Raw genomic sequence first — 25,286 nt, 5'->3', positions numbered from 1 at the left:
GCACTCACTTCCTGCATGGATATCGCACTACTCGGCGGCACCGGCGACATCGGCGAGGGGCTTGCGCTGCGGCTGGCCTATCACACGAACCACGACGTGCTGATCGGCTCACGCGACCCTGCTCGGGCCGCCAACAAGGCCGAGGAGTACGAGACCGAACTCGACTCCCGCGCCGTCGAGACGACGATCCGGGGCGGCGCGAACGCCGACGTGGCCGTCGACGCGGACGTGGTCGTCGTCGCCGTCCCGCCGTACTACGTCGCCGACACCATCGAGGCCGTCGCCGAGAGCCTCGACGAGGGCGACATCATCGTCTCCCCCGCGACGGGGATGGACCGCGACGACGACGGCTTCCACTACGCGCCGCCGCCGGCGGGGAGCGTCACCGAACACGCCGCGGAGTCGGTACCCGATGGCGTCGAACTGGTCGGCGCGTTCCACAACCTCGCAGCCGGCCGGCTGGCGAACTTAGACGCCGAACTCGGCATCGACACGTTCGTCGTCGGCGAGGACGACGACGCGAAAGGCATCGTGACCGACATCGCCGAGGGGATCGAGGGCCTGCGAGCGCTCGACGCCGGCGGCATCGCGAACGCCGCCGAGGTGGAGTCGCTGACGCCGCTGCTGGTGAACGTCGCCATGCACAACGACAGGCTGCACGACCTGGGGCTGGAGTTGAAGTAGCCGGCGGAACCACCGCCCGCCGATCACGGTACGGGCACCGACAGCGGAGCCCGGCCGTGACCAGTGGTGTCACCGGCTGTGCGCGCCTGCCGTTGTGTAATCGCCCCATATACTTAACCCCGGAACGGCTCAACAGTGGGTATCACAGAACCCACGAGTGAATCGAAGGGGGCGATTCACGTTCTGCACGTCGACGACGAGCCGGAGGTCGTCGAGCGGGCTGCGGCGTTCCTCGAACGGGAGGACAACCACATTACCGTCCAGTCGGCGACCAGCCCCGCCGACGCGTTGGAAACGTTCGACGGGAGCAGGATCGACTGTGTGGTCTCGGGCTACGAGATGCCCGAACAGAACGGTATCGAGTTCCTCGAGCGCGTTCGCGATGAGTACGGCGACGTTCCGTTCATCCTCTATACGGCCAAGGGCTCCGAGGAGGTCGCCAGTGAGGCGATCTCTGCCGGCGTGACCGACTACCTCCAGAAGGAATCGACGACGAGTCAGTACACCGTCCTCGCCAATCGGATCCGCAACGCGGTGGAACAGCACCGGTCACGACGGGCCGTCGAGGAGACCGAACGGAAGCTCTCGGAACTGGCCGAGCGATCGGACGACATCCTGTTCATGTTCAACCGCGACTGGAGCGAGCTCCTGTTCATCAATTCCGCCTACGAGGAGGTGTGGGGCGGGTCAGTCGAACGGCTGGAGGAAGAACCGAAGTCGTTCATCGAGCACGTCCACCCCGACGATCGGGAGGAAGCTCGGGCGTCGATGGAGCGACTCGCGAACGGGGAGTCGTCCCGAATCGAGTATCGCGTCGTGCAGCCGAACGGTGAACAACGGTGGGTTCGGGGCGACACCCAGCCGATCGTGGACGAAGCCGGGAACGTGACGCGGATCGTCGGGCAAGTCCGCGATGTCACGGAGCAAAAGGGGCGGGAACTGCACCTCGAGACGATCATTAACAACCTTCCGGGGTACGTGTACCGGCACGAGTACGCGCCGGAGTACCCACTCGAGTTCGTCAAGGGGGACGCCGAATCGATCACCGGCTACACGGCGGCGGAGTTGGAGGAGACCGTCGTTCGCGCTGAGAGCATCATCCACCCGGAGGACCGTGAGCAGCTTTGGGAGGACCACGTCGCGGCGGTCGAGGAACGCGGAACGTTCGATTCGACGTACCGGATCATCACCAAAGGCGGCGACGTCCGATGGATACGCGATCAGGGGCAACTGATCGAGAACCCCGCCACCGGCGAACAGGTCATCGACGGCTTCATAACGAACATTTCCGAGCAAGTAAAGCGGAAACAGGAGTTGACGACGGTTCAGCGGCGGTTCGAGGCCGTTCTCGAGAACACGACGACGCCGATGTTCTTGAAAGCCGACGACGGGTCGTACATCTTCGTCAACCAGGAGTACCGTGATCTGTTCGGGTTGGAGGACGAGGAGATCATCGGCCGGACCGATCAGGACCTCCATCCCCCGGAGGTGGCCGCCGCGGTCCAGCGCAACGACCAAGCCGTCCTCGAACGGGGGGAGGCGGTGGAGGCCGAAGAGCGCCTGCTGGTCGATACTGAAGAGCGCGTCTTCCTGGCGACCAAGGTCCCGGTGTACGACACGGGGGAGCGGTCCGACTCCGACGACCCGGTGGGGATATTCGGCGTCGCGACCGACATCACCGAACGCTTGCTCGAGCAACAGCGACTGAGCGTTCTCAACCGGATGCTGCGGCACAACATACGCAACGAGTTGAACATCATCATGGGGTACGTCGAGACGGTTCGGGAGTTACACTCCGACGAGCCGACCGACGAAGCCCTCCAAACGATACACGAACGCTGTGAGCAGTTGCTTCAGGAGAGCAGGAAGGTCCACGAGTTCCAACAGTTGCTCGACCGGGAGCGCCGCGACCACCGCTCGCTCCGAACGGTCGTCAACACGCTTCGCGAGGAAGCGGCGCGGTTCCCTGACGCCGAGTTCGAAGTCGTCTGTGACTCGGGCGAGGACGCCTCAGTCCTCGACATCGTGGAGGTGGCGCTGGTCGAACTGGTGGAGAACGCGTTCGTACACGGGGACGAGAACGGTCCGGTCCGCGTGACAGTCGAGCGGCCATCGCCGTCCCACGTCGCGTTCTCGATCAGGGACGAGGGACCAGGGTTACCGGAGATGGAACAACGGGTGCTCGACGGCGCGGTCGAGGAACCGCTGAACCACAGCCAAGGGTTCGGCCTGTGGATGGCCTACTGGCTCGTCCAGATCACGGGTGGGTCGATCACGCAGAAAGAGGACGAACGACCGGGTACGACGCTCCGGGTCCACGTTCCCGTCACCGACGGTGGCAACTGAGGGGCCGACAGCATCGGCTCGGGTCCCGACGTGCCACGGCGACCCCCGAGCGTGAGACGCGCCAGAACGCTCTAAAACCGCGACTCCAACTCCGCCAGCAGGTCATCGGGATCCATCCCCTTCATCGAGAGCAGCACGAGCAGGTGGTAGAGGAAGTCCGCCGACTCGGCGGCGAGTTCCTCGTGCTCGTCGTCCTTCGCGGCGAGGATCAGTTCGGTCGACTCCTCGCCCAGTTTCTCCAGCACGGCGTTCTCGCCCTTCTCGTGAGTGAACAGCGAGGCGGTGTAGCTGTCCTCCGGCAGGTCGCGCTTGCGGGCCTCGATCGTCTCGAACAGGGCGTCGATGACGGCTTCGGCGTCGTCGGCGTCCTCGGTGTCGGCGGCAGTCCCGGAGTCGCTCACTGTGCGCTCACCTCGACCTGGTCGAAGAAGGCGAGGTCGTGGATGCGGGAGTCGGCGGTGAGTTCGGGGTGGAACGACGTGCCGAAGACCGGACCCTGCCGGACGGCGACGGGGTCGTCGTCCCAGCGTGCCAGCACCTCCACGTCGCCGGCGTTGTTCGCGGCGCCAGTGCCGTCGCCGATCTCGTCGATCAGCGGCGCGCGGATGAACACCGCCGGGAACGGCGAGTCGAGCCCCTCGACGTCGAGGGGCGCCTCGAAGGAGTCCTTCTGCCGGCCGAACGCGTTGCGGTCGACCGTCACGTCGAGGATGTCGAGGGTCTCGACGCGCTCGTCCTTGGCGTCGGTCGAGGCGACGATCAGGCCGGCACACGTGGCGAGGACGGGCTTGCCAGCGGCGACGTGGGCCTTGATCTCCTCGTCGATGCCCTCACGGGCGAGTAGTCGGGAGATGGCCGTCGACTCCCCGCCGGGCATGAGGAGCACGTCACACTCTGGGACGGTGCCGGACTGGCGGATCTCGACCACGTCGGCCGCCTCGCCGTGGGCCCGGGCGGCACGCTCGATGGCGGCGGCGTGTTCGCTCACGTCGCCCTGAACCGCGATGACGCCTGCTTGCATAGCTGGAGGTGGGTGGGCGGCGCGCAAAAAGGGTGCGTTCGGTCCGGCTCAGAGGGCCCGCAGGACCATGACCAGCACGCCGAAGAGGATCCCCGCGGCGACGACGGTTCGGGGGTCGAGACGGATGGCGTTCTGGTCCTCGGAGTCGAAGTAGCGGACCAGTCCCGCGCTGGACATCAGCCCGCCGCTGTTACTGCCGCTCATACACAGGAGTCGTTCGGTGAGCCGCGTAAGTCTTGCGGAAGCGAGGTGGACGAACGCGAACGGCGTGAGCGACGAACCGCCGCGACAGGCGAACGGTCACGCGAGCGAACTGTGACCCGGACCCGAGGCGGGGAAAAACGCGGTGTCCTGGTACCGACGTAATCGCCTCGAAACGCGAACTGACGCAGGACCGAAACCCCGGTACTCGGCCGCCACAGCCCCGCTCGTAGGTGTCGGCGCGGGCGGCACCGACGGCCGGGAGTGCCGCGTGGGAAACCCTTATGCGCGGTCACGGTCAACCTCGTGGTACGCTATGACGGTTCGACTCAAAGACTTCTACGCCGACTGGTGTGGCCCGTGTAAGACCCAGGACCCGATCCTCGAGGAGCTCGAGGAGGAGTACGGCGACGTGGTCTTCGAGAAGATCGACGTCGATCAGGACCAGGAGACCGCAAACGAGTACTCCGTCCGCTCGCTCCCGACACTCGTGATCGAGAACGACGACGGCGTCGTCGAGCGCTTCGTCGGGGTCACCCAGCGCGACCAGCTCGAGGACGCGCTCAAGGAAGCCCAGGGCCAGCAGGCCGCCTAAGCCGGCAGACCTGATTTTCTCCGCGAAGCCGTTCGGACAGCGCCAGCGCCGGCGAAACGACGCTCTCGGCCCGCAAGGCAAGCGTTAAACGCCCGCCGGAAGAATTCACGCGCATGGCCAAGTTCGACAAAGCGGCGGACCGCATCCTCAACAAGCAGATCTGTATGCGCTGTAACGCCCGCAACCCCCCGCGCGCCGAGGAGTGCCGCAAGTGCGGCTACGGGAAGCTCCGACCCAAGGCGAAAGAGCCCCGCTCGGCCTAACGCCACCCGTTTTTTTCACGTTCTCCGCCCCGACAGCGGCGGCGCCGTCACTCCTCGGGGTACTTCGGCTCGCGGCGCTCGGCCCGCTCCAGCGCACGCTCGATCACGTCCCGCACGGTCTCGTCGTCGGCCACGAAGGGGTCGCCGTGGCCCGCGTACAGCCCCGTCACCGTATCGGGGAGTCGGTCCAGAACCGTCCGCAGGCTCTCGATCAGCGTCTCGCGGTCGCCTGCTGCGTGATCGGTACGCCCGAAGCTGCCGTCGTCGAACGCGCCGTCGTTGTACACCACCACGTCGCCGCTGAACAGCGCCGTCTCGCCGACGAAGGAGACGTGATCGTCGGCGTGGCCCGGCGTGTAGACTACCTCGTGGGTCTCGTCGCCGATCTGGACCTCGTCGCCGTCGTCGATGGCGTGGGTCCGGCGCGGGTGGTCGTCGTAGGCGAACAGGTCCGCCCCGAACGCGTCGAGGACGGCGTCCAACTGCTCAACGTGGTCGCCGTGCTGGTGGGTCAGGACGACACGGTCGACCCCGTCGACGTGCTCGCGGATCTCGTCGACGACGCCCGGCATTGCCCCGGCGTCGACCAGCGTGGTGACCACGCCGTCGACGAGGTAGACGTTGGCGGTGAACTGCTCGGCGTCGGCGGTGACGTTGATCGGGTCCATACCGGCGAGTTCGGGCGAGTGGAGTAAAACAGCGGCGGCAGCGGCCGACGGCACGCGGTCAGCCGTCGACGGCAACAGCAGCCGACGGCACGCGGTCAGCCGTCGACGGCGACAGCGCTACGGCTCGCTCTCCGTATCGATGGCGAGCCGAGTGGGAGACGGCTGCTACCTATCAGCTACTCCTCGGCATAGAAGAGGGTCCGTCGACACTCGGGACAGACGTACGGAACCGGCGTGAGAATCTCGTCCGCCCGCATGCTACTGAGGAAGCCCTCCTCGGGCGACTTCGAGACGATCGAGAGTTCGCCGACCACGTCGGTCCCCTGTAGCTCCATCTCCTCGAGCGGTTCGTCACAGTCCGGACAGAGCTTCTCGGCGGGCATGTCTGTCCGGAGTACGGCCACCGGTCGAAAAATTGGTTTGGTCCCGTCTCCGATCTGTCACGCCCCGGGGAGCGCCGTTGGACACGCAGTGCGCACCGCCCGTCCTCGGGGTAGTTCCGAGTGGTGAAACGGTGCCGGCCTCTCCCAAGCAGCGGCTGTCGACGACGACCGTTCACGACCTCGGCTACCGCTCGGGGTCGAGCAGTTCGATCGGGTGCGTCGCCGACCGGTCGAGCAGGTCGGTCAGTTGTTCCTCACAGGAGGTTCCGCTGGCGACGACCCGGCGGTCTTCCGGGCCATCGCTCTCCCGAACCTCATCGGCCAGCGACTCGCCGACGGCGACGCTGAGGTCGTAGTAGTCGGCCTTGTAGCCGAAACTGCCGGCCATCCCGCAGCACTCGGCCTCGGTCGTCGCCACGTCGTAGCCCAGTCGGCCCAACACCGCCTCGGTGTGGGCGTCGAGGCCCAGCGTGCGCTGCTGGCAGTGGGCGTGGTAGGTGAGCCGTTCGCCGTCGCCGCGGGGGAGTGGCTCGGGGTCGACGCCGTTCTCCAGCAGGCCGTAGACGTACTCAAGCACCTCGTAGCTCCCCCCAGCCAGCGTCTCGGCGCGGTTGGCGGGCAGCAGTTTCTCGTACTCCGAGCGAACCATCGCGAGGTCCGAGGGTTCGACGAAGACGGCGTCCCGCCCGGCGTCGAGGTGTGGCGAAAGCGCGTCGTCGACGGCCTCGGCCTGCTCGCGGGCGGTGGCGATCATCCCCTGCGAGAACGGCGCGCGGCCGCTGCCGACGACGCCGGCGACGCGAACCGGGACCCCGAGCGCTTCGAGCACGCGGACCGCCGCCTTCCCGCGCTCGGGATCGACGTAGTTGGTGAACACGTCCGGGAACAGCACGACCGCTCGGTCGTCATGGGGTTCACGGACGGCGGCATCGCGCTTGCGGTCCCACTTCTGCAGCGTTTCGCGCTGGAACTCCGGGAGCCCCCGGCGGGCGTCGACGCCGAGGCCGCGTTCCAGCAGCCCTCGGACCGGCGCGCTGTCAGCGAGCCAGTTCGAGACGGGGGCGGTCGCACTCCCCAGCTTCGCGAGCGTTCCGACGTTGCCGAACGCGCGCTTGCCGAGATCCATGCCGGGTTCCTCGTCGTCCGGGACGAGGCCGTCGACGAGGCTGTCGACCGCGTCGGGTTCGGCGCCCCGGTTGATCCGGTCCCGGACGACGGTGTTGATCCACGGGATGTCGATCTTCACCGGACAGGCGTTCACACAGCGCGAGCAGCCGGTACAGAGGTCGTTGAACTCGGCAGCGCTGTCGGTTCCCTCGACGCCCGCTTCCCAGCCCGTGGCGATGCCGCCGGTGTATGTCTCGCCGCCGAAGGCGTGGCCGCCAACGTGCTGGAAGTTCGCACAGGAGTTGCTGCAGGCGCCACAGCGCACGCAGTAGAGCGTCTCGCGCAGGCCCTCGTCATCGCGCATCTCGAAGCGGCCGTTGTCGACGAGCACGAGGTGGAACTCCCGGTCCTCGGCGCCGCCGCCGATCGGCTCGGTCGAGTCGAAGTCGATCGTCGGCGAGTCCGTCGGCGGCGTGAGCAGCGAGAGGTACTGAGAGATCTCCTGGCCGGTCGCGCTGCGGGCGAGCAGTTCGACCATCGGGCCGAGTTCGTCGACCGAAGGGATGAGCTTCTCCACGCCCGCGACGGCGACGTGCGTGTCGGGCGTGACCGCGCACTTGCGGGCGTTGCCCTCGTTCGTGACGAGCGCGAGCGTGCCGCTCTCGGCCAGCACGAAGTTCGCACCCGTCATCCCCACGTCGGCGCTCCGGATGCGGTCGCCGAGGTGGTCGCGGGCGAAGGTGGTGAGTTGCTCCGGCGTCTCCAGTGGCTCCGCGGGGTCGAACCGGGCGTTGAACAGTTCGGCGATCTCGTCGGTCGACTTGTGGAACCCCGGCGCGATCAGGTGTGAGGGCGCCTCGTCGGCGACCTGCAGGACGAACTCCCCGAGGTCGGTCTCGGTCACGTCGACGCCGGCGGCTTCGAGGCCCTCGTTCACGTCGAGTTCCTCGGTCGTCATCGACTTCGACTTCACCACGCTGTCGGCGTCGGCACAGACCTCGGCGAGGTAGTCGTTCGCGTCGGCGGCGTCGTCGGCGAGGTAGACGGAGCCGCCGTTTTCCTCGACCGATTCGCGGGCGGTCTCGATCAGTTCGGGGAGGCGCTCGATGGCGTCTTCCTTGATCCGGCGGGCCTCGCTCCGCAGTTTCTCGCCGTCCACGTCGGCCATGGCGGCGTAGCGACCCTCGTTGAACCCCTGTGCGTTCTGTTTGACCGTCGGTCCCTCCGTGTCGAGCAGGCGGCGGATACGCTCGGCGCGGCTCTCGTTGTCGGCGCTCATCGGTCCCTGAGGACGATCACGTGCACTTCGCGCGGGCCGTGGACGCCCTCGACGGTGGCGCCCATGTCCGCGGTGGCGCTCACGCCCGTCGCGAGCACCGCACTGTCCCGGCCGGCGGCGATCCGCGCCCGCCGGTCCTCGATGGCGTCGTCGACGCCGCCGACGAGGTCGCTCTCCCGTAGGACGGCGACGTGGCGCTCGGGGTAGAGCGCGACCAGTTCGTCGCCCTCGGGGCGTGACTCCACGACGACGGAGCCGTACTGGGCGATCCCGCCGAACACCGGCGTGACACCCGTGGTCGCCTCGCGGAGTTCGGCAGGGGTCGGCGGCACGGTCACGTCGGCGCCGTCGAGGGAGACGCCCTCGAACGGGAGGGCCGTTCCCACCGCCGGCGCCTCGATGGCGTCGGCGAGCGCCGCCGGGAAGTCGGCGGTCGTCGTGTTGCGCCACCCCACGCCGAGACCGTCGAGCGCGTCGGTGAACGTCGATACGGGCGGCTGGCTCATGAACTACTACTGGGGCGTTCGGGCGATAAATCCCCGCCAAACCACGCAGTCTGGTAACAAACCTGAACGTCCAAGCGTTTATCCATCCTCAGCCACAAAGTTTAGATGTAATGGGCTTCGGGAGCTACGATGAATCCGAGCAGGAGAATCAGCAGCTCGACATGAACGACGGCGATGAAGCGGTCGACGCCGACGGCGGCACCCACGACGGGACCGTCGAGTTTGACAACGGGGCCTCCAACGACGAACTCCTGGACCGCCTCCAGGAGATCAAGGACGATTAAGCCGGGGCAGCGCGCCCTCGGCGTCGCGTTCTCCGACGGGGAGACCGTCTCGACGTGTGCCGGCGCGGTGGTGCGCGCCGACCGCGTGGTGGACGGACTCGCCTACGAGCGCTGCGCCGTCGGCGGCGACGACGCCACCGACGCGGTGTGTACCCTGATCGGCCGTATCGACCGACCGGACGTTGCAGCCCTCCTGCTCGCGGGGGTCGCCCCCGCGTGGTTCAACCTCCTCGACCCCGTCCGTATCCACGACGAGACGGGGCTCCCGACCCTCTCGATTTCCTTCGAAAGCAGCCCCGGGCTCGCCCCGGCGATCAGAGAGCACTTCGACGGCGCCGCCCGGGAGTGGCGACTCGACGCCTACGACGCGCTTCCGCCGCGGCGGTCGCTGTCGGTGAACGACGAACGACTGTTCGTCCGCGCCGTCGGCGTCGACGCACCGGTGGCCGAGAGCGCCGGCGCTGAGAGCCGGGCGGGCGACGGCATCCCGCCGCTCGCCCCGGACTGTGAGGCCGCCCAGTTGGTCCGTGGCTTCACCCCCGAGGGCGGCCGTCCCGAACCGCTCCGGGTGGCACGACTAGCCGCGCGGGCGGGCCGTGAGTTCGGCGCGAGGCTGACCGAGTGACCCGGGAACGACGCCGATAAGCCCCGCCAGCCCCAACCGCCGCCGATGAGCGAGGAGCCACCGGAGACTTCCGTCGCGCCGCTGATCGAGGCGCTGTCGGTGCGGCGAAACGCCGCCATCGGCGCCGCCACGGGGCTGGCGCTCGCGGTGCTGGCCTACGCCTTCCGCCTCGGCCGCGCCGCCGGCCCCTTTACCGGCACCCGACAGTTCCCCGTGCTCGGCGAGACCGGTTGGTTCCTGTTGCTGTCAGTCGTGCTGGCAAGCGCGGCGGCGCTGCTGGTGACGACGGTGTTGACGCTCGGCTCGCTGGTACTGCTCGTCCGGACGGAACTGTAGCTACGTATCGAACGCTTGCGGGTCGCCCGCCAGCGTCGAGAGCCGCTCGGCACCCGCTCGGGTCCCCTTGGCGACGAGCACGTCGCCGGCCCTGAGCGCGGTGTCGGCGTCCGGCGAGACGACCCACGCAGTCTCCTCACCGGGGCGCCGGACCGCGATAACGCGGGTTCCCGTCTCGGTGCCGAGTTCTAACTCCCCGAGCGTGTCGCCCGCGATGTCGGCGCCGTCGCCGACGATCAGCCGGACGATCACCTCGTCGCTCTCCTCGACGGCAGCGGCGACGACGGGGTGGGCGTCGAGTCCGCGGAGCACCCCCTCGCTGAGTTCGAGCGCGGCGTCGCTGATGACCTCCGTCGCGGCCGCGAGGTGGACCAGTCCCCGGAGTTCGACGGGGTCCTCGACGTGAGCGGCGGCCCGGAGCGTCCACGCCTCCAGCCGGGACTTGAGCGCGTCCACCTCCGCCTCCAGTTCGACGACTTCCTCGGCGACGGCCTCGCTGTCGAACAGTACCGCGCCGTAGGCCAGGTCGACGGCGAGTTCGCTCATGTCCTTCATCGTCACGATGGAGTCGACCGCCCGGTCGAGGTCCTCGATCGGGCTGTCGACGGGTTCGGGTGGCTCGTAGGCGGTGCCCGTCGCCGCTTCGTACACCGTCGCCAGCCCCTCGTCCATCCCGCGGAGCAGGAGCACGTCGCCGGCCTCGATCCCGGTGTCCCGGTCGGGGTTGGTGATCCACGCGCGCTTGCCCGTCTGACTCGATCGGCGGACCGCGATGGTCCGCACGCCGCTCTCGGTCTCCATGTTGATCGCGCCCAGCGTCCGGCCGGCGTACTGGGAGTCGGCCGTGACCTCGGCGCGGACGAGCGCCTCGGTCGCCTCGGGGATCGCCGCCCGCATCGCGTCGGGGAGGCCGATCTCCTCGATCACGACCTTCGCGATGTCGCCGGCGGCGTTGGCGATCTTCTCGGCGGCGCCGACGACGCCGAGGACGGGCGCCAACTGCTCGGCGTCCTCGGGGCTCCGAGCGGCCATCAGGACGCTCATCCGGGCCTGTAGCTGGAGCACGTCCATGCGCTCCTCCAGCGCGAGGACCTCCTGTGCGACCTCGTCGCTGCCCGACAGCACCGCGGAGTACGAGAGGTCGATCAGGAGTTCGGCCGTGTCCTTCATCTCGGACAACACGTCCTTGACGCTGACCGGCTCGTACGCCACGTCGGGCTCCATGCGAACCGCTTCGCCGGGGCGCGGGATAAGGGTTGTCGGCGCTGACGGCGGTTCGGTTGAAAACCTCGAGCCGTTCGGGCGGAACGGCAACGCTTTTTCGTCGACCGGTCGAATCCCTATGCCATGTCAGGAGAGGTTCAGAAAGGGCTGGAAGGAGTCGTCGTCGCGGAGTCTCAACTGAGCTACATCGACGGCGACGAAGGGCTGCTGATCTACCGCGGCCACGACATCGAGACGCTCGCCGCGGAGGCGACCTACGAGGAGGTCCTCTACCTGCTGTGGCACGGCTCACTCCCGACGGCCGACGAACTCTCCGAGTTCACCGCGACGATGGCCGAGGAGCGCACCATCGACGACAGCGTGCTCTCGACGCTCGCTGACCTCGCGGCCGCCGACGAGGAGCCGATGGCCGCGCTGCGGACGGCGACATCGATGCTCTCGGCGGCCGACCCCGAGTCGGACGCCGACCCCGCCGACGGCGAGGCGACCCTCCGGAAGGGCCGACGGATCACCGCGAAGATCCCCACCGTGCTGGCGGCCTATCAGCGCCTCCGGGACGGCGACGAGCCGGTCGACCCCCGCGAGGACCTGAGCCACGCCGGGAACTTCCTCTACATGCTGACCGGCGCCGAACCCGACGACGTGGCCGAAGAGACCCTGGACATGGCGCTGACGCTCCACGCAGACCACGGGCTGAACGCTTCGACGTTCGCGTCGATGGTCGTCGCCTCCACGCTCGCGGACACCTACGCCTCCGTGACCGCCGGCGTCGGCGCGCTCTCGGGGTCGCTTCACGGCGGCGCCAATCAGGACGTGATGGAGACCCTGATCGAAGTCGAGGAGTCCGCGAAGGACCCCGTCGAGTGGGTCACCGACGCGCTCGACAACGGCCGCAAGATCCCCGGCTTCGGCCACCGCGTCTACAACGTCAAGGACCCGCGGGCCGTGATCCTCGAGGAGAAGTCCCGCGACCTCGGCGACGCCTCCGGCGAACGCAAGTGGTACGACCACGCCAACCGCATCGAGGAGTACCTGATCGAGGAGGCGGGCTTCCGGGAGAAGGGCCTCGCGCCCAACGTCGACTTCTACTCCGGCACCGTCTACTACCAACTCGGCCTCCCCGTCGACATGTTCACGCCCATCTTCGCGATGAGCCGTGTCGGCGGCTGGGTCGCCCACATCAGCGAGCAGGTCGAGAACAACCGCATCTTCCGCCCGCGGGCGAAGTACACCGGCGAGAAGGAGGCGGAGTGGGTGCCGATCGAGGAACGGTAACCCGTCGAGCCACCGCTTCCGCGGCGTCGTCGGTTGCTGAACGCGCACAAGCCGATCAGTCGGCCCCGACGTGACCGGAGGGCGGCGTCACTCCCGACCGCGGAGCACGATCACCGTACTGCTGATCAACAGACAGCCCACCAGCCCCGCGAAGGCGATGTCGTAGTCGAGGAACTGGCCGACGACGCCGACGTAGGTGGCACCCAACGAGCCGATGCCGATGTAGACGCTCCGCATCGCGCCCAGGTCGCCACCCATGCTGTCGCCCGGGAACGAGTCCATGAGGTACGCCTGCATCACCGGCGGGTAGGCCATCAGCCCCGCGGCGAAGACGGCGACGCCGCCGAGGGCGATGACGGGCGTCGAGGAGAGCACCACGGCGACGAGCGCGGTGGCGGCGACGAGCAACACGCCGGGCGCGAGCAGGCCCCGAGGGACCCGGTCGCCGAGGGTGCCCGCCAGCGGCTTCACCACGGCGCCGACGACGAACAGCACCGCCAACCCCGCGTTGGCGACGGTCGGCGAGAGTTCCTTCGTCCGGAGGTACGTGGGGAGGAACCCCGTGGCGGCCTGCCAGGTGAACGCGTAGAGCGCGTAGGCGACCAGCAGCCAGCGCAGCCGCGGGACGCCGAGGATGCGCCGGAACGTGTCGCCGATGGCGAGGTCGACCGTCGCGAGTTCGTAGCCCTCCTGGCTCCAGAGGTGGAGCAGCAGGGCGATCAGCAACAACGCCGCCGCGACCGGCGCGAAGGCCGCGCGCCACGTCGCCACCGCCAACACGGCCGTCCCCAGCCCCGCTGCGAGGATACCGCCCACGTCGCCCGACGCGGTGTGGAGACCGAACGCCCGCCCCCGTTTGGCGACGAACAGGTCCGAGACGAGCCCTCTGGCGGGAGTGGGGTAGAGCCCGACGCCGACGCCGATCACGACCGCACCGAACAGGAACGCCGAGTAGGTCGGCGCCGCCGAGAGCGTGAGGAAGCCGACGGCGGCGAGGGCGAGACCGCCGACGAGCAGCGTCGTCCGCGAGAGCCGGTCCGAGAGCCGGCCGCTCGGGTACTGGAGGACCGCGTACGTCCCCCAGACCACCGTGATGGCGAACCCCGCCGCGCCGCTGGAGATCCCCAGGTCGTCGCCGATCGCCGGCAGCAGCGGCGAGATCGTCAGCCGCCCAGCCTGCAACAGCGCCCACCCGAGCGAGACCGCGAGCAGGAGCCGTCCGGAGTAGCCCCTGAACAGTCGTTCCTCGTGCTGGTCGTCGGTCGCGTCGCTCACGACAGTTCGGGCGGTACGGAGCTACTTGAACGCCGGCCTACCGGCTGTTTCTGTCGGACGGCACGGGGTCGAGTCGATAGCGCCGCGTCGGCTCGCCGCGGAACCGTGGGCCGGGACCGGCGTCGACGAAGCCGCGGGCGTCGACGGCCGCCCGCATGGCGTCGTCGTGGTCCGCCCGCACTAACAGCTCAACCGCCAGCCCCTCGCGCTCGGCGAACCGGATCGGCTCGGCCAGCAACCGTTCCTCTGTCTCACGGTCACCGCCGAACTCGGTGACGTGGACCGTCCCCTCCCGGGCGTCGAAGCTCACGAACCCCAGAACCGTGCCCTCGCCGTCAGCGCCCGGTTCGACCGCGACCCGGACCGTCCGGTCGTGGACGAGGTTCCGTAGCACCGACTCCGGCGCGTCGGTCAGGTCGGCCATCGCCGGGGCGTCCCGTTCGACCGCGTCGCGGACCTCCATCGACGGTGGGTTGCCCCCGGGGACGGTTAAGGGTCCGGGCGGCCCCCGAGCGGTCGGTCGGCACCCGGATTCATGTCGGCGGCGCACGAGCGACCGTTCGTGTCCAGCCCTCCAAGCCGGCCGATCGCACTCCTGATCGCGCTGACACTCGCCGTCGGCGGCCTCGTCGTGAGCACTATCACCGGCCTCCTCGGGACGCTGATCGGGGCCTTACTCGGTGCCGGCGCCGATCCGGCGTCGGCGGTCCCCGTGCTCGTCGCCCTCCTGTTGGTCACCTCCGAGGCGGGGTTCGTCGCCGTCGGCTACGCCTTCCGCCGGAGCGACGACGGCGCCGACATCGTCGTCGACTGGCTCGCCGAACACAGCCCGAGCGCCCGCGAGGCCGCGCTGATCGTCGGCGCCACCGCCGCCCTCGTCGTCAGCAACCGTCTCGGCTTCTGGCTCGGGTCGCTGATCGGGATCGACCCCGTGACGGCCGTCTCGGCCCCCGACGAACTCACCGTCGCGGTGCTCGTCTTCCTGATCCCGGTGATGCTGTTCGCCGTCGGGCCGGCCGAGGAGTACCTGTTCCGCGGCGTGATACAGGGCTACCTCGAAAGCTCCTTCTCGGCGGCGGGAGCACTGGGCTGGAGCGCGACGCTGTTCGCGTTGGTCCACCTGCCGAACCTCGTGGCGGACCCGAGCGCCGGCGTCGTCTCGGTCCCGCTCTGGCTCCTGATCGGGGTCGTGCTCGGCTGGCTCTATCAGCGGACCGGCGCGCTGCTGGTCCCGGTGGCGGTCCACGGCCTCTACAACGTCGCCGTGATCACGCTGCTGTTCGCCGAACTGGGGATCGTCTAACCGCAAAAGAAGGGGCCTGGAGGCCGACGTCAGTCGAACAGTTCGTCCAGCCCGCGCGCCGGGTAGCCGACGACAGTGTCGACGCCGACGCCGCGGAGGCTCTCGACGCGCGCCGCGACCGTCTCCTCGTCGCCGACAAGAGCGAAGTCCGTGCTCGCGGCCAGCAGCACCTCACGAGCCCGGCCGGTCGCCGACGAGTCCGTCGCGCAGTCGTCGGGCAGCGCCCGGCGAACGGGGCCACGTCGGGAGACGTAGGCGCCGACGGCATCGAGGATGTCGTCCTCGTTCTCGGCGAGGACCGTCGGCGCGTACACCGCGATCTCGCCGTCGAAGCCGGCGGCCCGGAGCGCGCGAACGTCCCGTTCGGTCGAGCGCGAGAGCAGTTCGAACTGGGTCGCGCCCGTGGCGAGCGCGATCCGCTCGACGCCCTCGGTGCCGACCCACGCGTCGGGGTGCTGCTCGATCGCTTCGCCGAAGCGGGGCGCGATGGCGCGGCCGGTTTCCGCCTCCGAGAGGTAGGCGCCGTGGCCCGCGACGAGCACGCGCCCGACCTCGGCGGGGAGGTCGGCGGCCAGCGAGTCGTCGCCGAGCGGGTCCAGCCCGTCGGCGCGGACGGGAGTGGTGACCCGGACCGCGGCGGTCTCGGCGAGGCGCCGGAGCGTCCCCGCGTCGGGGAACGACTCGCGGCCCTCGTAGTCGATCACGAGCGTCGACGCCCCGAGGTCGGCCGCCCGCGCGAGGTCGACCTCGGTGGGTTTGAGCGCGACAGCGTCGATCCCGATACGCGGGAACGGCCCGACGGACTCGGAAGTGGTTCGTCGGGCGGTGCTGTCGGAGTGAGTAGTGTCGGGAGTCATAGCGGTCGCTGGGGGGTAGTGCGGTGGCTGTACGAGAACTGCGTTCGTCTACGATCGCGGAACGCGATCGATCGCCTGTGCGGCCATGCACTCCCCTGTACCCCACTCAGGGGGATAAGCGTGTCGTCGGAGTCACTCCAGCAGGAGCGAGAACCCCCACTCGATGGGCTCCTCGCCGCCGGCGAGGTCCTCGGGGTCCGTGTAGCGGGTGATCGTCGTCCCGAACCGGTGTTCGCCGACCGGGAGGCAGGCGTCGTCCTCGACGCCGGCGGCGTAGAGTTCGAGGTCCGCAGAGAGCGAGGCGCCCGGTTCGAGCGTCTCGGTCCGGTACTCCATCGTCGTCGCCACGGGGGAGTCGAGCCGCCAGCAGCCCGGTTCGGCGTCGTACTCGCCGTCGGCGGGCAGGAGGGTGAGGTAGCCACCCTCGGAGGTGACGTACTGGAAGACGGCCGCACGGGCCTCGCCGACGGCGACGGGTCCCTCGCCGGTGTTCGTGACAGAGACGGTGAGCAGCGGCGGGTGTTCCTCGGTCGCGACGCCGTCGGTGACGGTCACGTCGACGGCCAGCGGGAGGGCCGGTTGGTCGTCGGTGCCGGCGAGGACGGCCGCGGGGCCGCCGGTGCCTTCGAGGCGCGTCTGGCCGGCATCACCGTCGCCGGCGCCGCCCTCCGGGAGGTCACCGGGCGTGTCGGCGGGTTCGGGGGTCGCGGTCGGTCCCGGGGTGGGGTCAGGGGTCGGCGTCTCGGTGTTGGCCGCGGCTCGGGAGAGACAGCCCGAGAGGCTCATGAGGGCGGCACCGGCGACGACTGCGCGTCGGGAAGGCATAGCCCTAATTGGGCGGCAGAGGGCATGAACACAGCGTAGAAACAAAGCACGCCTTGTGTCACACCGGGAACTCGGCCTCGGCGGGGACGACGCGGTCGACGGACTCGGGCGCGCGCCAGTCGGTCGTGAGTTCGAGCAGTTGGACGAGCATCCGGCCGGTCGCGCCCCAGACGGTGTAGTCGCCGACGTGGAAGTAGTGGATGCGCACGTCGCCGACCTCGGGGCGCTCGCGGCGCTCGGACTCGTAGTTCGTGGGGTCGATCAGGTCAGCGACGGGAAGGGTGGCGATCTCGGCGACTTCCCGCTCGTCGGGTTCGTACGCCCGGTCGGGCACCTGTGCGACGAAGGGACGGATCGCGTAGCCGGAGGTCGTCGTCGTGTCGTCGAGTTGGCCGACGATCGACGGCTCGGACTGGTCGAGCCCGATCTCCTCGAACGCCTCGCGCCGGGCGGTGTCGAGCAGGTCCGGGTCGAACGGCTCGTGGCCGCCCCCGGGGAACGCCATCTGTCCCGGGTGCGAGCCGAGATGCTCCGCACGCTTGATGAACAGGATCGCGGGCTCGCCCTCGCGCTCGACGACCGGCGCGAGCACACTGGCCCAGCGCTCGGCGTCGGCGACCGTGAGCGGTTCGTGACCCGCGAGCCCCGACAGTTCCATGCCTGAAGGAGGGCACCAGCCGGCTAAAAACGCTTCGTCGGTCTCAGTCGACCAGCGAGAGCAGGCGATCGCGCGTCGCCGTCAGATCGACCGAACCCCACGCCTCGGCGTCGTAGGTGGCGTCGATCAGGGTGTCCGCGCGGGCCTCGTCGCCCGCCTCCACGGCCGTGTCGGTCTCGGCCCGCAGGCGCTCGGCGACGCGCGCCGCCGCGGCCGCACGGTCCACCGATCGGTCGGGAACGTCGAGGATGTGGGGCAAGTCCTCGCCCTCGGCGGGCAGCATCGGGAACGCGGCTGGGCCGACGATGAGTGCCTCGTCGGCCGCCACGCTGCCGTCGACGGCGTCGGCGTCGAGTTCGACGAGGTAGTACTCCCGGACGGCTTCGGCGATGGCCTCGTCGACGACTGCCTCGCGTACGTCGGCGCCGCGGCGGTAGGCGAGTTCGACCAGCGCCTGTTGCAGTTCCCCGCGGCTGAGCGCGTCGAACAGGTCGACGATCCCCGCGAGTTCGTCGTGGGTGGCCTCTTCCATGCTCGGGGAGTGTGGCGGGGGTGAAGAAAAGCCCGCGGGGTCCGGCGTGACGGCGGCGCCGCTACCGGGGTAAAAAAACGGGAGGAGTGGTCGGAAACGCGGTACGCGGTCGAGTGAGGGGTGAGTGGTGGCCGGTCGCCGATCTTACATCGCGCCGCCCATGCCACCCATACCGCCCATGCCGCCGGCGCCGCCCTCGTCGTCACCGCCCGAGGTCGACAGGTCGCCGGCCGCGATGATGTCGTCGATTTTGAGCACGAGGTTCGCGGCCTCGGTGGCACTGGAGACGGCCTGCTCCTTCGAGTGGGCCGGCTCGACGACGCCGGCCTCGTAGGTGTCCTCGATGTCGCTGCTGAAGACGTTCAGCCCCGCAGTCTCGTCGCCGGCCTCGTGGGCCGCGCGCAGGTCGACCAGCGTGTCGATGGAATCCAGCCCGGCGTTCTCGGCGAGGACGCGGGGGACGAGTTCGAGCGAGTCGGCGAACGCCTCGACCGCGAGCTGCTCGCGACCGGTGACGGAGTCGGCGTACTCGCGCAGGCGGCTGGCGAGTTCGACCTCGATGGCACCGCCGCCGGCGACGACGCGGCCGTCGGAGACGGTCGTGGCGACCACGTTGAGCGCGTCGGAGACGCCGCGTTCGAGTTCGTCGACGACGTGGTCGGTGGAGCCCCGAAGCAGGAGCGTGACACCGTGGGTGTCGTCGCCCTCGACGTAGAACATCTCGTCGCCCTCGTCACGGCGCACCGAGCCGTGGCCGAGGTCCGCATCCGAGAGGTCCGCGAAGTTGGAGGCGACGCTGCCCCCGAGGACGTTCTTCAGGAAGCCGATGTCGGAGGACTTCACGCGGCGGACCGCGAGGACGCCCTCCTTCGCGAGGTAGTGCTGGGCGAGGTCGTCGATGCCCTTCTGGCAGAACACCACGTCCGCGCCGGTCTCGACGATGGCGTCGACCTTCTCGCGGAGCTCCTTTTCCTCCTGGTCGAGGAACGACTGGAGCTGATCGGGCGAGTCGATGGAGACGTTGGTGTCCACGCCGGCCTCGTCGACCTCGATGGCCGCGTCGAGGAGGAGCGTGTCGGCGTCCTCGACCTCGCGGGGCATGTTGTCGTGGACGGGGTCCTTCGAGACGACCGCGCCGTTGAGCAGGTCGGACTCCGAGACCGCACGTCCCTTCTGGGTCTCGATCTTGAGGTTGGCGAGGTCGACGACGTGGCTGCCGTCGTCGGCCTCGACGGTGACGGCCTCGACGGCCTCGACGATGAGCTGGGCGAGGTGCTCCTTGTCGAGTTCCGCGCCCTTGCCGGTCATCGAGGTCTCGGCGACCTTCGCCAGCAGTTCGGTGTCGCTCGGGTCCACGTCACGCGAGATGTCGCCGATCTCCTCGCGGGCCTGCTCGGAGGCGAGGTGGAACCCCTTGATGACGGCCGTCGGGTGGATGTCCTGTTCGAGGAGTTCCTCGGCGTTCTTCAGGAGTTCGCCCGCGATGGCGACGGCGGTCGTCGTCCCGTCGCCGGCCTCCTCCTCCTGAGTCTCGGCGACCTCGACGATCATCTCGGCCGTCGGGTTGTCGATGTCCATCTCCTCGAGGATGGTGACGCCGTCGTTGGTGATGGTTACGTCGCCCATCGAGTCGACGAGCATCTTGTCCATCCCTTTCGGGCCGAGTGTGGAACGCACGGCCTCGGCGACCGCACGCGCCGCCGAGATGTTGTACTCCTGTGCGTCCTTGTCCTTCACTCGCTGGGAGTCCTCGCCCATGATGATCATCGGCTGGCCTCCGGTTCGCTGTCGTTGACTCATGTTCACCGACGGATTGTCGGTGGTTCTATATAAATCTTGCGTAGGTGGCGACCGTCGGTGGCCGCGTCGAGCCCGACTCGACCCACGGAAACCGGACGACTGCGCCTCGAAACCGGAAAATTGTGTGTTGTTGTGCCATGGCACGATTTGCCGTGATTTCGTGCCTTTATGTATGGAATACGGACGGGGGTCCGTCGGGACCCCCGGTGGTCGCCGACGCCGCCGCGTCGGAACGGGTCACGCTGCCGGATCAGCCCACGGGGGCGAGGCTGTCGCCGGCGCCACCGCTATCGGGCGCGAGACGGCAGAGAGAAGAGTAGAGGGATCGTTGGAGGGGCGGTTAGTTTTCGACGAGATCACCCCCCTCGGGATCCAGATACTCGGCGTCGGCCGCGTCGGGCTCGGGGAGTTCCTCGGCCTCCCCGCGCGTCTCGACGTCGCGGGAAGCGAGCCGGGACTCCAGCTGCCGGCGTTTGTTCCGCCCTTTCCGCTCGCGACCACTTTTCGTGTCTGGCATTTCCAACCGTGGTAACGATGCACACGGTAATCAACGTTTCGGGGGTATGCGAGCTGCTACGGCGGTTCTTCACGAAAGTTCGGAGTGTTACGAGGGACAGAGTAATAAGTTGTGGGGTGTTCCCACCATACAACCATGGCAAACTGTAACACGGATGGACACCCCGGGCTGGCCGATCCGGCCGACACGCGGGCCAACTGCGGCCTCGGGGCGGTCGTCGACCTCGAGAACGGCGCGTCCCACCGGACGGTGGCCGACGCGCTCGAACTGCTGGGCAACCTCGAACACCGCGGCGCGACCGGCGCCGAACCCGACACCGGCGACGGCGCGGGCATCATGCTCCAACGCCCCGACGAGTTCTTCGACGCCGTCGTCGACGCCGATCTGCCCGAGACGTACGCCGTCGGCACGGTGTTCTTCCCCGAGGACGCCGACAGCCGCCGGGGGCTGATGGACCGGTTCGAGGCCGGCCTCGCCGAGCGCGACATCGAACACATCGCGTGGCGGGAGGTCCCGACGGACAACGCGGAACTGGGCGAGACCGCCCGCGAGTCCGAACCCGAGGTGTGGCAGGTCTTCGTCGCCCCCGACGGCCTCGAGACGGAGGCGTTCGACCGCGCGCTCTACCTCGCACGCAAGGAGATCGAACACGCCGTCGACGACGACGGCGACATCGACGCCACCGCCGCCGAGCGCTTCTACGTCTGCTCACTCGACCGCCAGCGCGTCGTCTACAAGGGACTACTCACCAGCCGCCAACTCCCCGGCTACTTCCCCGACCTCCGCGACGAGCGCATGACCTCGGCCATCGCGCTGGTCCACGCGCGCTTCTCGACGAACACGCTCGGCGCGTGGCACCTCGCACATCCCTACCGCGGGATCGTCCACAACGGCGAGTTCAACACCATCCGGGGGAACGTCAACTGGATGCGCGCCCGCGAGACCGACCTCGCGGACGAGGCGTTCGGTGACGACCTCGACAGCCTCAAACCGATCGTCGACGACCCCGAGCAGTCCGACACCGCCAGCGTCGACAACACGCTCGAACTGCTGACGAACACGGGCCGGAGCGTCGAACACGCCCTGCGGATGCTGATCCCGGAGGCGTACCGGGGCGACGACGCGATGCCGGCCGACCGGACTGATTTCTACGACTACCACGCCAGCCTGATCGAGCCGTGGGACGGCCCCGCGCTCGTCGTCGCCACCGACGGCGAGAAAGTGGCGGCCGCGTTGGATCGCAACGGCCTGCGCCCCTGCCGCTACGAAGTGACCACCGAGGGTCGGCTGATCATGGCCTCCGAGGTCGGCGCACTCGACACCGACCCCGCCGAGATCGAGCGCCGCGACCGACTCGCACCCGGCCAACTGCTCGTCGCGGACCCCGGCGAGGGCCGAATCGTCCCCGACGAGGAGGTGTTCGACGACCTCACCGACGCGAAGTACGGCGACTGGATCGAACAGGAGCAGCGACGGCTCCCCGAGCGGGCGTCGATGAGCCCCCGGAGCGACACCGACCCGCTCCGGGCCAGACAGGCCGCCTTCGGCTACACCCACGACCAACTGGACCACATGATCGAGCCGATGGCCCGCGACGGGAAGGACCCGGTCGGCTCGATGGGCGACGACACGCCGATCTCGGCGCTCGCGAACCACGAGCGCCCGCTGTTCAGCTACTTCAAGCAGCTGTTCGCGCAGGTGTCGAACCCGCCGATCGACTACATCCGGGAGGAACTGGTGACCTCCCTCGAAACCCGGCTCGGCCACCAGCGCAATCTCCTCGACGAGAGCCCCGAACACGCCCGACAGTTGGTGCTCGACTCGCCGGTCCTCACCGACGACGCGACCGGGCGGATCAGGGACCTCGGCGGCGACGACGGCCTCGAGAGCGCGGTCGTGGACATCACCTTCGACCCCGAGACCGACCTCGAAACGGCCGTCGAGGACCTCCGCGCCGACGCGACCGCAGCCATTCAGGCCGGCGCCGACATCGTCGTCCTCTCGGACCGAGCGATCGGTCCCGGCCGGCTGGCCATCCCGAGCCTGCTGGCGACCGGCGCGGTCCACCACGAACTGGTCCGGAACGGCCTCCGGAACCACTCCGGCCTCGTCGTCGAGTCCGGCGACCCCCGCGAGGTCCACCACGTCGCCGCGCTGATCGGCTACGGCGCCGGCGCGGTGAACCCCTACCTCGCCTACCAGACCATCGCCGACACCGTCGCCGGTCCCGACGGCGCCGACCTCGACGAGTCGGTCGCGGCCTACGTCGAAGCGCTGGAGGACGGCCTCCTGAAGACGATGGCCAAGATGGGGATTTCGACGGTCGAGAGCTACCGCGGCGCGCAGGTGTTCGAGGCCGTCGGCCTCGACGAGGACCTCGTCGCGGAGTACTTCGAGGGCACCCGCATCCGCACCGACGGCGTCGGCCTCGACGGCATCGAGGCGGACCTCCGCGGGCGCCACGCGGTCGGCTTCGACGACGGCGACGCCGACCCGGACCTCGAACGCCAGGGCGAGTACGAGAGCCGCACCGGCGGCATCCGCCACGGATGGAACCGAAAGACGACGGGCACCCTCCAGCAGGCCGTTCGCTCGGGCGACTACGCCATCTACGAGGAGTTCGTGGAGTTGGTCGAGAACGACGACGGCGGCCCGCAGAGCCTGCGCGGCCTGCTTGAGTTCGACAGCGACCGCGACCCCGTCGGCGTCGAGGAGGTCGAGCCGGTCGAATCGCTCGTCGAACGCTTCTCGACGGCGGCGATGAGTCTGGGCAGCCTCTCGCCGGAGGCCCACGAGAACAACGCCATCGCGATGAACCGCACCGGCGGGAAGGCAAACACCGGCGAGGGCGGCGAGCCGCCGGAACGCTTCGACACCGAGCGCACCTGTGCGGTCAAGCAGGTCGCCTCCGGCCGATTCGGCGTCACCGCCGACTACCTCGGCGCCGCCGACGAGATCCAGATCAAGATGGCCCAAGGCTCCAAGCCCGGCGAGGGCGGCCACCTCCCGGGGAGCAAGGTCAACGAGATGATCGCCCACGTGCGCCACGCGACGCCCGGCGTCGGCCTCATCTCGCCGCCGCCGCTGCACGACATCTACTCCATCGAGGACCTGAAACAGCTCATCTTCGACCTGAAGTCGGCCAACCCCGACGCCGACGTGAACGTGAAGCTGGTCTCGGAGGACGGCATCGGCACCATCGCCGCCGGCGTCGCCAAGGCCAACGCGGACGTGCTCCACGTCTCCGGCCACGACGGCGGCACCGGCGCCTCGCCGAAAACGTCGATCAAGAACGCCGGCCTGCCGTGGGAGCTCGGGCTCGCCGAGGCGACCCAGTTCCTGCGGATGACGGGGCTTCGTGACCGAATCCGGGTGAGCGTCGACGGCGGCTTCAAGACCGGCCGCGACGTGGCCGTCGCCGCCGCGCTCGGCGCCGAGGAGTACGTCTTCGGTACGGCGTCGCTCATCACCTCCGGCTGCGTGATGGCCCGCCAGTGCCACGAGAACACCTGCCCGGTCGGCGTCGCCACCCAGGACCCCGACCTCCGGGACCGATTCCCCGGCGAACCGGACCACGTCATCAACTACGTGACGTTCGTCGCGAAACAGCTCCGGGAGATCATGGCCGAACTCGGCTTCACCGACCTCGACGAGATGGTCGGCCGCCCCGACCTGTTGACCCAAGGGGAGACCGACCACCCGCGTGCGAGCCAACTCGACCTCTCGCCGATCCTCGCAGAGGTGGGCGACGGCCCGCGCCGGAAGGTCCGCGAACAGGCCCATCCGGGGATCGAGGACCACTACGACCACGACCTGATCGACGCCGCCGAGGCCGCCCTCGCCGACGGTCGACCCGTCCACCTCGACCGCGAGGTGACCAACGCCGACCGCGCGGTCGGAACGATGCTCTCCGGCGAGATCGCCGAGCGCGTCGGACTGGACGGGCTGCCCGAAGACACGATCCAAGCGGACCTGACCGGTACCGCCGGCCAGTCCTTCGGGGCGTTCTGCAAGCGCGGCGTCACGCTGGGGCTGACCGGCGCTGCCAACGACTACGTCGGGAAGGGGCTCTCCGGGGGCCGACTGGTCGTCCGGACGCCCGACGACGTCCCGTTCGACCCGGCCGAGAACACCCTCGTGGGGAACGTCTCGCTCTACGGCGCGACAGACGGCGAACTGTACGTCGAGGGGACCGCCGGCGAGCGCTTCGCGGTGCGGAACTCCGGCGCCACGGCCGTCGTCGAGGGCGTCGGCGACCACGGCTGTGAGTACATGACCGGCGGCATCGTCGCCGTCCTCGGCGGCGTCGGCAAGAACTTCGCCGCGGGGATGTCCGGCGGCGTCGCCTACGTCCACGACCCCGACGGCGACGTCGAGGACTGCGCGAACACCGGGATGGTGACGCTCTCGGGGCTGAGCGAGAAGGACGAGCGCGTGCTCCGCCGACTGGTCGAGAACCACCTCGCCCACACCGACAGCAAGCGCGCCCGGGAACTACTGGAGAACTGGGAGGCGACGCTCGCGGCGTTCACGAAGGTGATGCCTGACGCCTACAGCCGCGTCATCGACGAGGAGGGACGTGAGGACGTGCGCGACAGCCCGCCCGCCGCCGCCGAGGGAACCGTCGCCCGTCCGCCACGATCGGCGTCGACCGGCGACTGAGTACGCCTACCGTGAGAACTACCCACACACTTAACAGGGTTGCAACCCAATGCTCACGTG

26 protein-coding genes are annotated in these 25,286 nt (G+C 69.1%); 10 read left to right on the top strand and 16 right to left on the bottom strand.

All coding sequences use genetic code 11. The annotated features are described in order from the left end of the window. Positions 1-15 precede the first annotated feature (15 nt). Both npdG and NO998_RS13050 read left to right on the top strand, forming a co-directional pair. Positions 16-684, top strand: coding sequence for an NADPH-dependent F420 reductase (gene npdG / locus NO998_RS13055; RefSeq protein WP_267647680.1), 669 nt, complete (start codon positions 16-18; stop codon positions 682-684). 135 nt (positions 685-819) lie between these two features. Next, positions 820-3,030 (top strand): PAS domain-containing protein, encoded by a 2,211-nt coding sequence (locus NO998_RS13050; RefSeq protein WP_267647678.1) that lies wholly within the window; start codon positions 820-822, stop codon positions 3,028-3,030. Between the two features lie 71 nt (positions 3,031-3,101). Here the strand turns inward: NO998_RS13050 and hisE are convergent, their stop codons facing one another. Genes hisE through NO998_RS13035 form a run of 3 tightly spaced genes read right to left on the bottom strand, consistent with a single transcriptional unit; the run spans position 3,102 to position 4,255 of the window. After that, positions 3,102-3,374, bottom strand: a complete 273-nt coding sequence (gene hisE, locus NO998_RS13045) for a phosphoribosyl-ATP diphosphatase (protein WP_267647968.1) — start codon at positions 3,372-3,374, stop codon at positions 3,102-3,104. A gap of 53 nt (positions 3,375-3,427) precedes the next feature. Further along, positions 3,428-4,051, bottom strand: coding sequence for a pyridoxal 5'-phosphate synthase glutaminase subunit PdxT (gene pdxT, locus NO998_RS13040; RefSeq protein WP_267647676.1), 624 nt, complete (start codon positions 4,049-4,051; stop codon positions 3,428-3,430). A 48-nt stretch (positions 4,052-4,099) separates the two neighbouring features. Then, the gene (locus NO998_RS13035; protein ID WP_267647673.1) at positions 4,100-4,255 is read right to left on the bottom strand and encodes a preprotein translocase subunit Sec61beta; all 156 of its coding nucleotides are present in this window, start codon (positions 4,253-4,255) and stop codon (positions 4,100-4,102) included. Between the two features lie 313 nt (positions 4,256-4,568). Here NO998_RS13035 and NO998_RS13030 point away from each other — a divergent pair, with 313 nt between their 5' ends. Continuing rightward, positions 4,569-4,847 carry a thioredoxin domain-containing protein gene (locus NO998_RS13030; RefSeq protein WP_267647671.1) on the top strand — a complete coding sequence of 93 codons (279 nt, stop codon included), beginning with the start codon at positions 4,569-4,571 and terminating at the stop codon, positions 4,845-4,847. Positions 4,848-4,960: 113 nt separating this feature from the next. Next, entirely contained in the window at positions 4,961-5,110 is a 150-nt protein-coding gene (locus NO998_RS13025; protein WP_267647670.1) for a 50S ribosomal protein L40e, read from the top strand. Between the two features lie 47 nt (positions 5,111-5,157). Here NO998_RS13025 and NO998_RS13020 read toward each other — a convergent pair whose 3' ends face one another. From NO998_RS13020 to NO998_RS13005, 4 genes are all read right to left on the bottom strand, one after another. Next, positions 5,158-5,778, bottom strand: a complete 621-nt coding sequence (locus NO998_RS13020; protein ID WP_267647669.1) for an MBL fold metallo-hydrolase — start codon at positions 5,776-5,778, stop codon at positions 5,158-5,160. 176 nt (positions 5,779-5,954) lie between these two features. After that, positions 5,955-6,161, bottom strand: coding sequence for a hypothetical protein (locus NO998_RS13015; RefSeq protein ID WP_267647668.1), 207 nt, complete (start codon positions 6,159-6,161; stop codon positions 5,955-5,957). Between the two features lie 184 nt (positions 6,162-6,345). Beyond that, positions 6,346-8,547: an LUD domain-containing protein gene (locus NO998_RS13010; protein ID WP_267647667.1), complete on the bottom strand. Its 2,202-nt coding sequence runs from the start codon at positions 8,545-8,547 to the stop codon at positions 6,346-6,348. Next, positions 8,544-9,053 (bottom strand): LUD domain-containing protein, encoded by a 510-nt coding sequence (locus tag NO998_RS13005; RefSeq protein ID WP_267647666.1) that lies wholly within the window; start codon positions 9,051-9,053, stop codon positions 8,544-8,546. The genes NO998_RS13010 and NO998_RS13005 overlap by 4 nt, the downstream gene beginning before the upstream one ends. Before the next feature lie 110 nt (positions 9,054-9,163). Here NO998_RS13005 and NO998_RS13000 point away from each other — a divergent pair, with 110 nt between their 5' ends. Genes NO998_RS13000 through NO998_RS12990 form a run of 3 tightly spaced genes read left to right on the top strand, consistent with a single transcriptional unit; the run spans position 9,164 to position 10,298 of the window. Further along, positions 9,164-9,337: a DUF5786 family protein gene (locus NO998_RS13000; protein WP_267647665.1), complete on the top strand. Its 174-nt coding sequence runs from the start codon at positions 9,164-9,166 to the stop codon at positions 9,335-9,337. Then, on the top strand, positions 9,333-9,962 hold the full coding sequence (locus tag NO998_RS12995; RefSeq protein WP_267647967.1) for an endonuclease dU: 630 nt from the start codon (positions 9,333-9,335) through the stop codon (positions 9,960-9,962). Before NO998_RS13000 ends, NO998_RS12995 begins: the two co-directional genes overlap by 5 nt. A gap of 45 nt (positions 9,963-10,007) precedes the next feature. After that, on the top strand, positions 10,008-10,298 hold the full coding sequence (locus NO998_RS12990) for a DUF7536 family protein (protein WP_267647663.1): 291 nt from the start codon (positions 10,008-10,010) through the stop codon (positions 10,296-10,298). Here the strand turns inward: NO998_RS12990 and NO998_RS12985 are convergent, their stop codons facing one another. Further along, complete coding sequence (locus NO998_RS12985; protein WP_267647662.1) at positions 10,299-11,522, bottom strand: potassium channel family protein; 1,224 nt, start codon at positions 11,520-11,522, stop codon at positions 10,299-10,301. A 123-nt stretch (positions 11,523-11,645) separates the two neighbouring features. Here NO998_RS12985 and citZ point away from each other — a divergent pair, with 123 nt between their 5' ends. Then, positions 11,646-12,797 carry a citrate synthase gene (citZ, locus tag NO998_RS12980; RefSeq protein WP_267647660.1) on the top strand — a complete coding sequence of 384 codons (1,152 nt, stop codon included), beginning with the start codon at positions 11,646-11,648 and terminating at the stop codon, positions 12,795-12,797. A gap of 87 nt (positions 12,798-12,884) precedes the next feature. On the opposite strand, the gene NO998_RS12975 is transcribed toward citZ, so the two are convergent. Further along, positions 12,885-14,072, bottom strand: a complete 1,188-nt coding sequence (locus NO998_RS12975) for an MFS transporter (protein WP_267647659.1) — start codon at positions 14,070-14,072, stop codon at positions 12,885-12,887. A gap of 37 nt (positions 14,073-14,109) precedes the next feature. Continuing rightward, entirely contained in the window at positions 14,110-14,535 is a 426-nt protein-coding gene (locus tag NO998_RS12970) for a hypothetical protein (protein ID WP_267647658.1), read from the bottom strand. Positions 14,536-14,634: 99 nt separating this feature from the next. Here NO998_RS12970 and NO998_RS12965 point away from each other — a divergent pair, with 99 nt between their 5' ends. After that, positions 14,635-15,375, top strand: coding sequence for a CPBP family intramembrane glutamic endopeptidase (locus NO998_RS12965; RefSeq protein WP_267647657.1), 741 nt, complete (start codon positions 14,635-14,637; stop codon positions 15,373-15,375). Between the two features lie 29 nt (positions 15,376-15,404). Here the strand turns inward: NO998_RS12965 and NO998_RS12960 are convergent, their stop codons facing one another. The 6 genes from NO998_RS12960 to NO998_RS12935 form a co-directional block, all read right to left on the bottom strand. Then, complete coding sequence (locus NO998_RS12960) at positions 15,405-16,232, bottom strand: DUF7388 family protein (RefSeq protein WP_267647656.1); 828 nt, start codon at positions 16,230-16,232, stop codon at positions 15,405-15,407. Positions 16,233-16,364: 132 nt separating this feature from the next. After that, on the bottom strand, positions 16,365-17,057 hold the full coding sequence (locus NO998_RS12955) for a hypothetical protein (protein WP_267647655.1): 693 nt from the start codon (positions 17,055-17,057) through the stop codon (positions 16,365-16,367). Between the two features lie 58 nt (positions 17,058-17,115). Further along, the gene (locus NO998_RS12950; protein ID WP_267647654.1) at positions 17,116-17,715 is read right to left on the bottom strand and encodes an NUDIX hydrolase; all 600 of its coding nucleotides are present in this window, start codon (positions 17,713-17,715) and stop codon (positions 17,116-17,118) included. A gap of 43 nt (positions 17,716-17,758) precedes the next feature. After that, on the bottom strand, positions 17,759-18,247 hold the full coding sequence (locus tag NO998_RS12945) for a DUF7109 family protein (RefSeq protein WP_267647653.1): 489 nt from the start codon (positions 18,245-18,247) through the stop codon (positions 17,759-17,761). Positions 18,248-18,391: 144 nt separating this feature from the next. Then, complete coding sequence (gene thsB, locus NO998_RS12940; RefSeq protein ID WP_345781135.1) at positions 18,392-20,047, bottom strand: thermosome subunit beta; 1,656 nt, start codon at positions 20,045-20,047, stop codon at positions 18,392-18,394. A 340-nt stretch (positions 20,048-20,387) separates the two neighbouring features. Further along, positions 20,388-20,564: a hypothetical protein gene (locus NO998_RS12935; RefSeq protein WP_267647651.1), complete on the bottom strand. Its 177-nt coding sequence runs from the start codon at positions 20,562-20,564 to the stop codon at positions 20,388-20,390. A 135-nt stretch (positions 20,565-20,699) separates the two neighbouring features. Between NO998_RS12935 and gltB the strand changes: the two genes are divergently transcribed. Next, positions 20,700-25,226 carry a glutamate synthase large subunit gene (gene gltB, locus NO998_RS12930; RefSeq protein WP_267647650.1) on the top strand — a complete coding sequence of 1,509 codons (4,527 nt, stop codon included), beginning with the start codon at positions 20,700-20,702 and terminating at the stop codon, positions 25,224-25,226. Positions 25,227-25,286: the final 60 nt, after the last annotated feature.

Origin of the sequence: Halolamina litorea (assembly GCF_026616205.1) — an archaeon.
GTDB classification, from domain to species: domain Archaea; phylum Halobacteriota; class Halobacteria; order Halobacteriales; family Haloferacaceae; genus Halolamina; species Halolamina litorea.
This window is presented reverse-complemented; position numbering and strand designations above follow the sequence as displayed.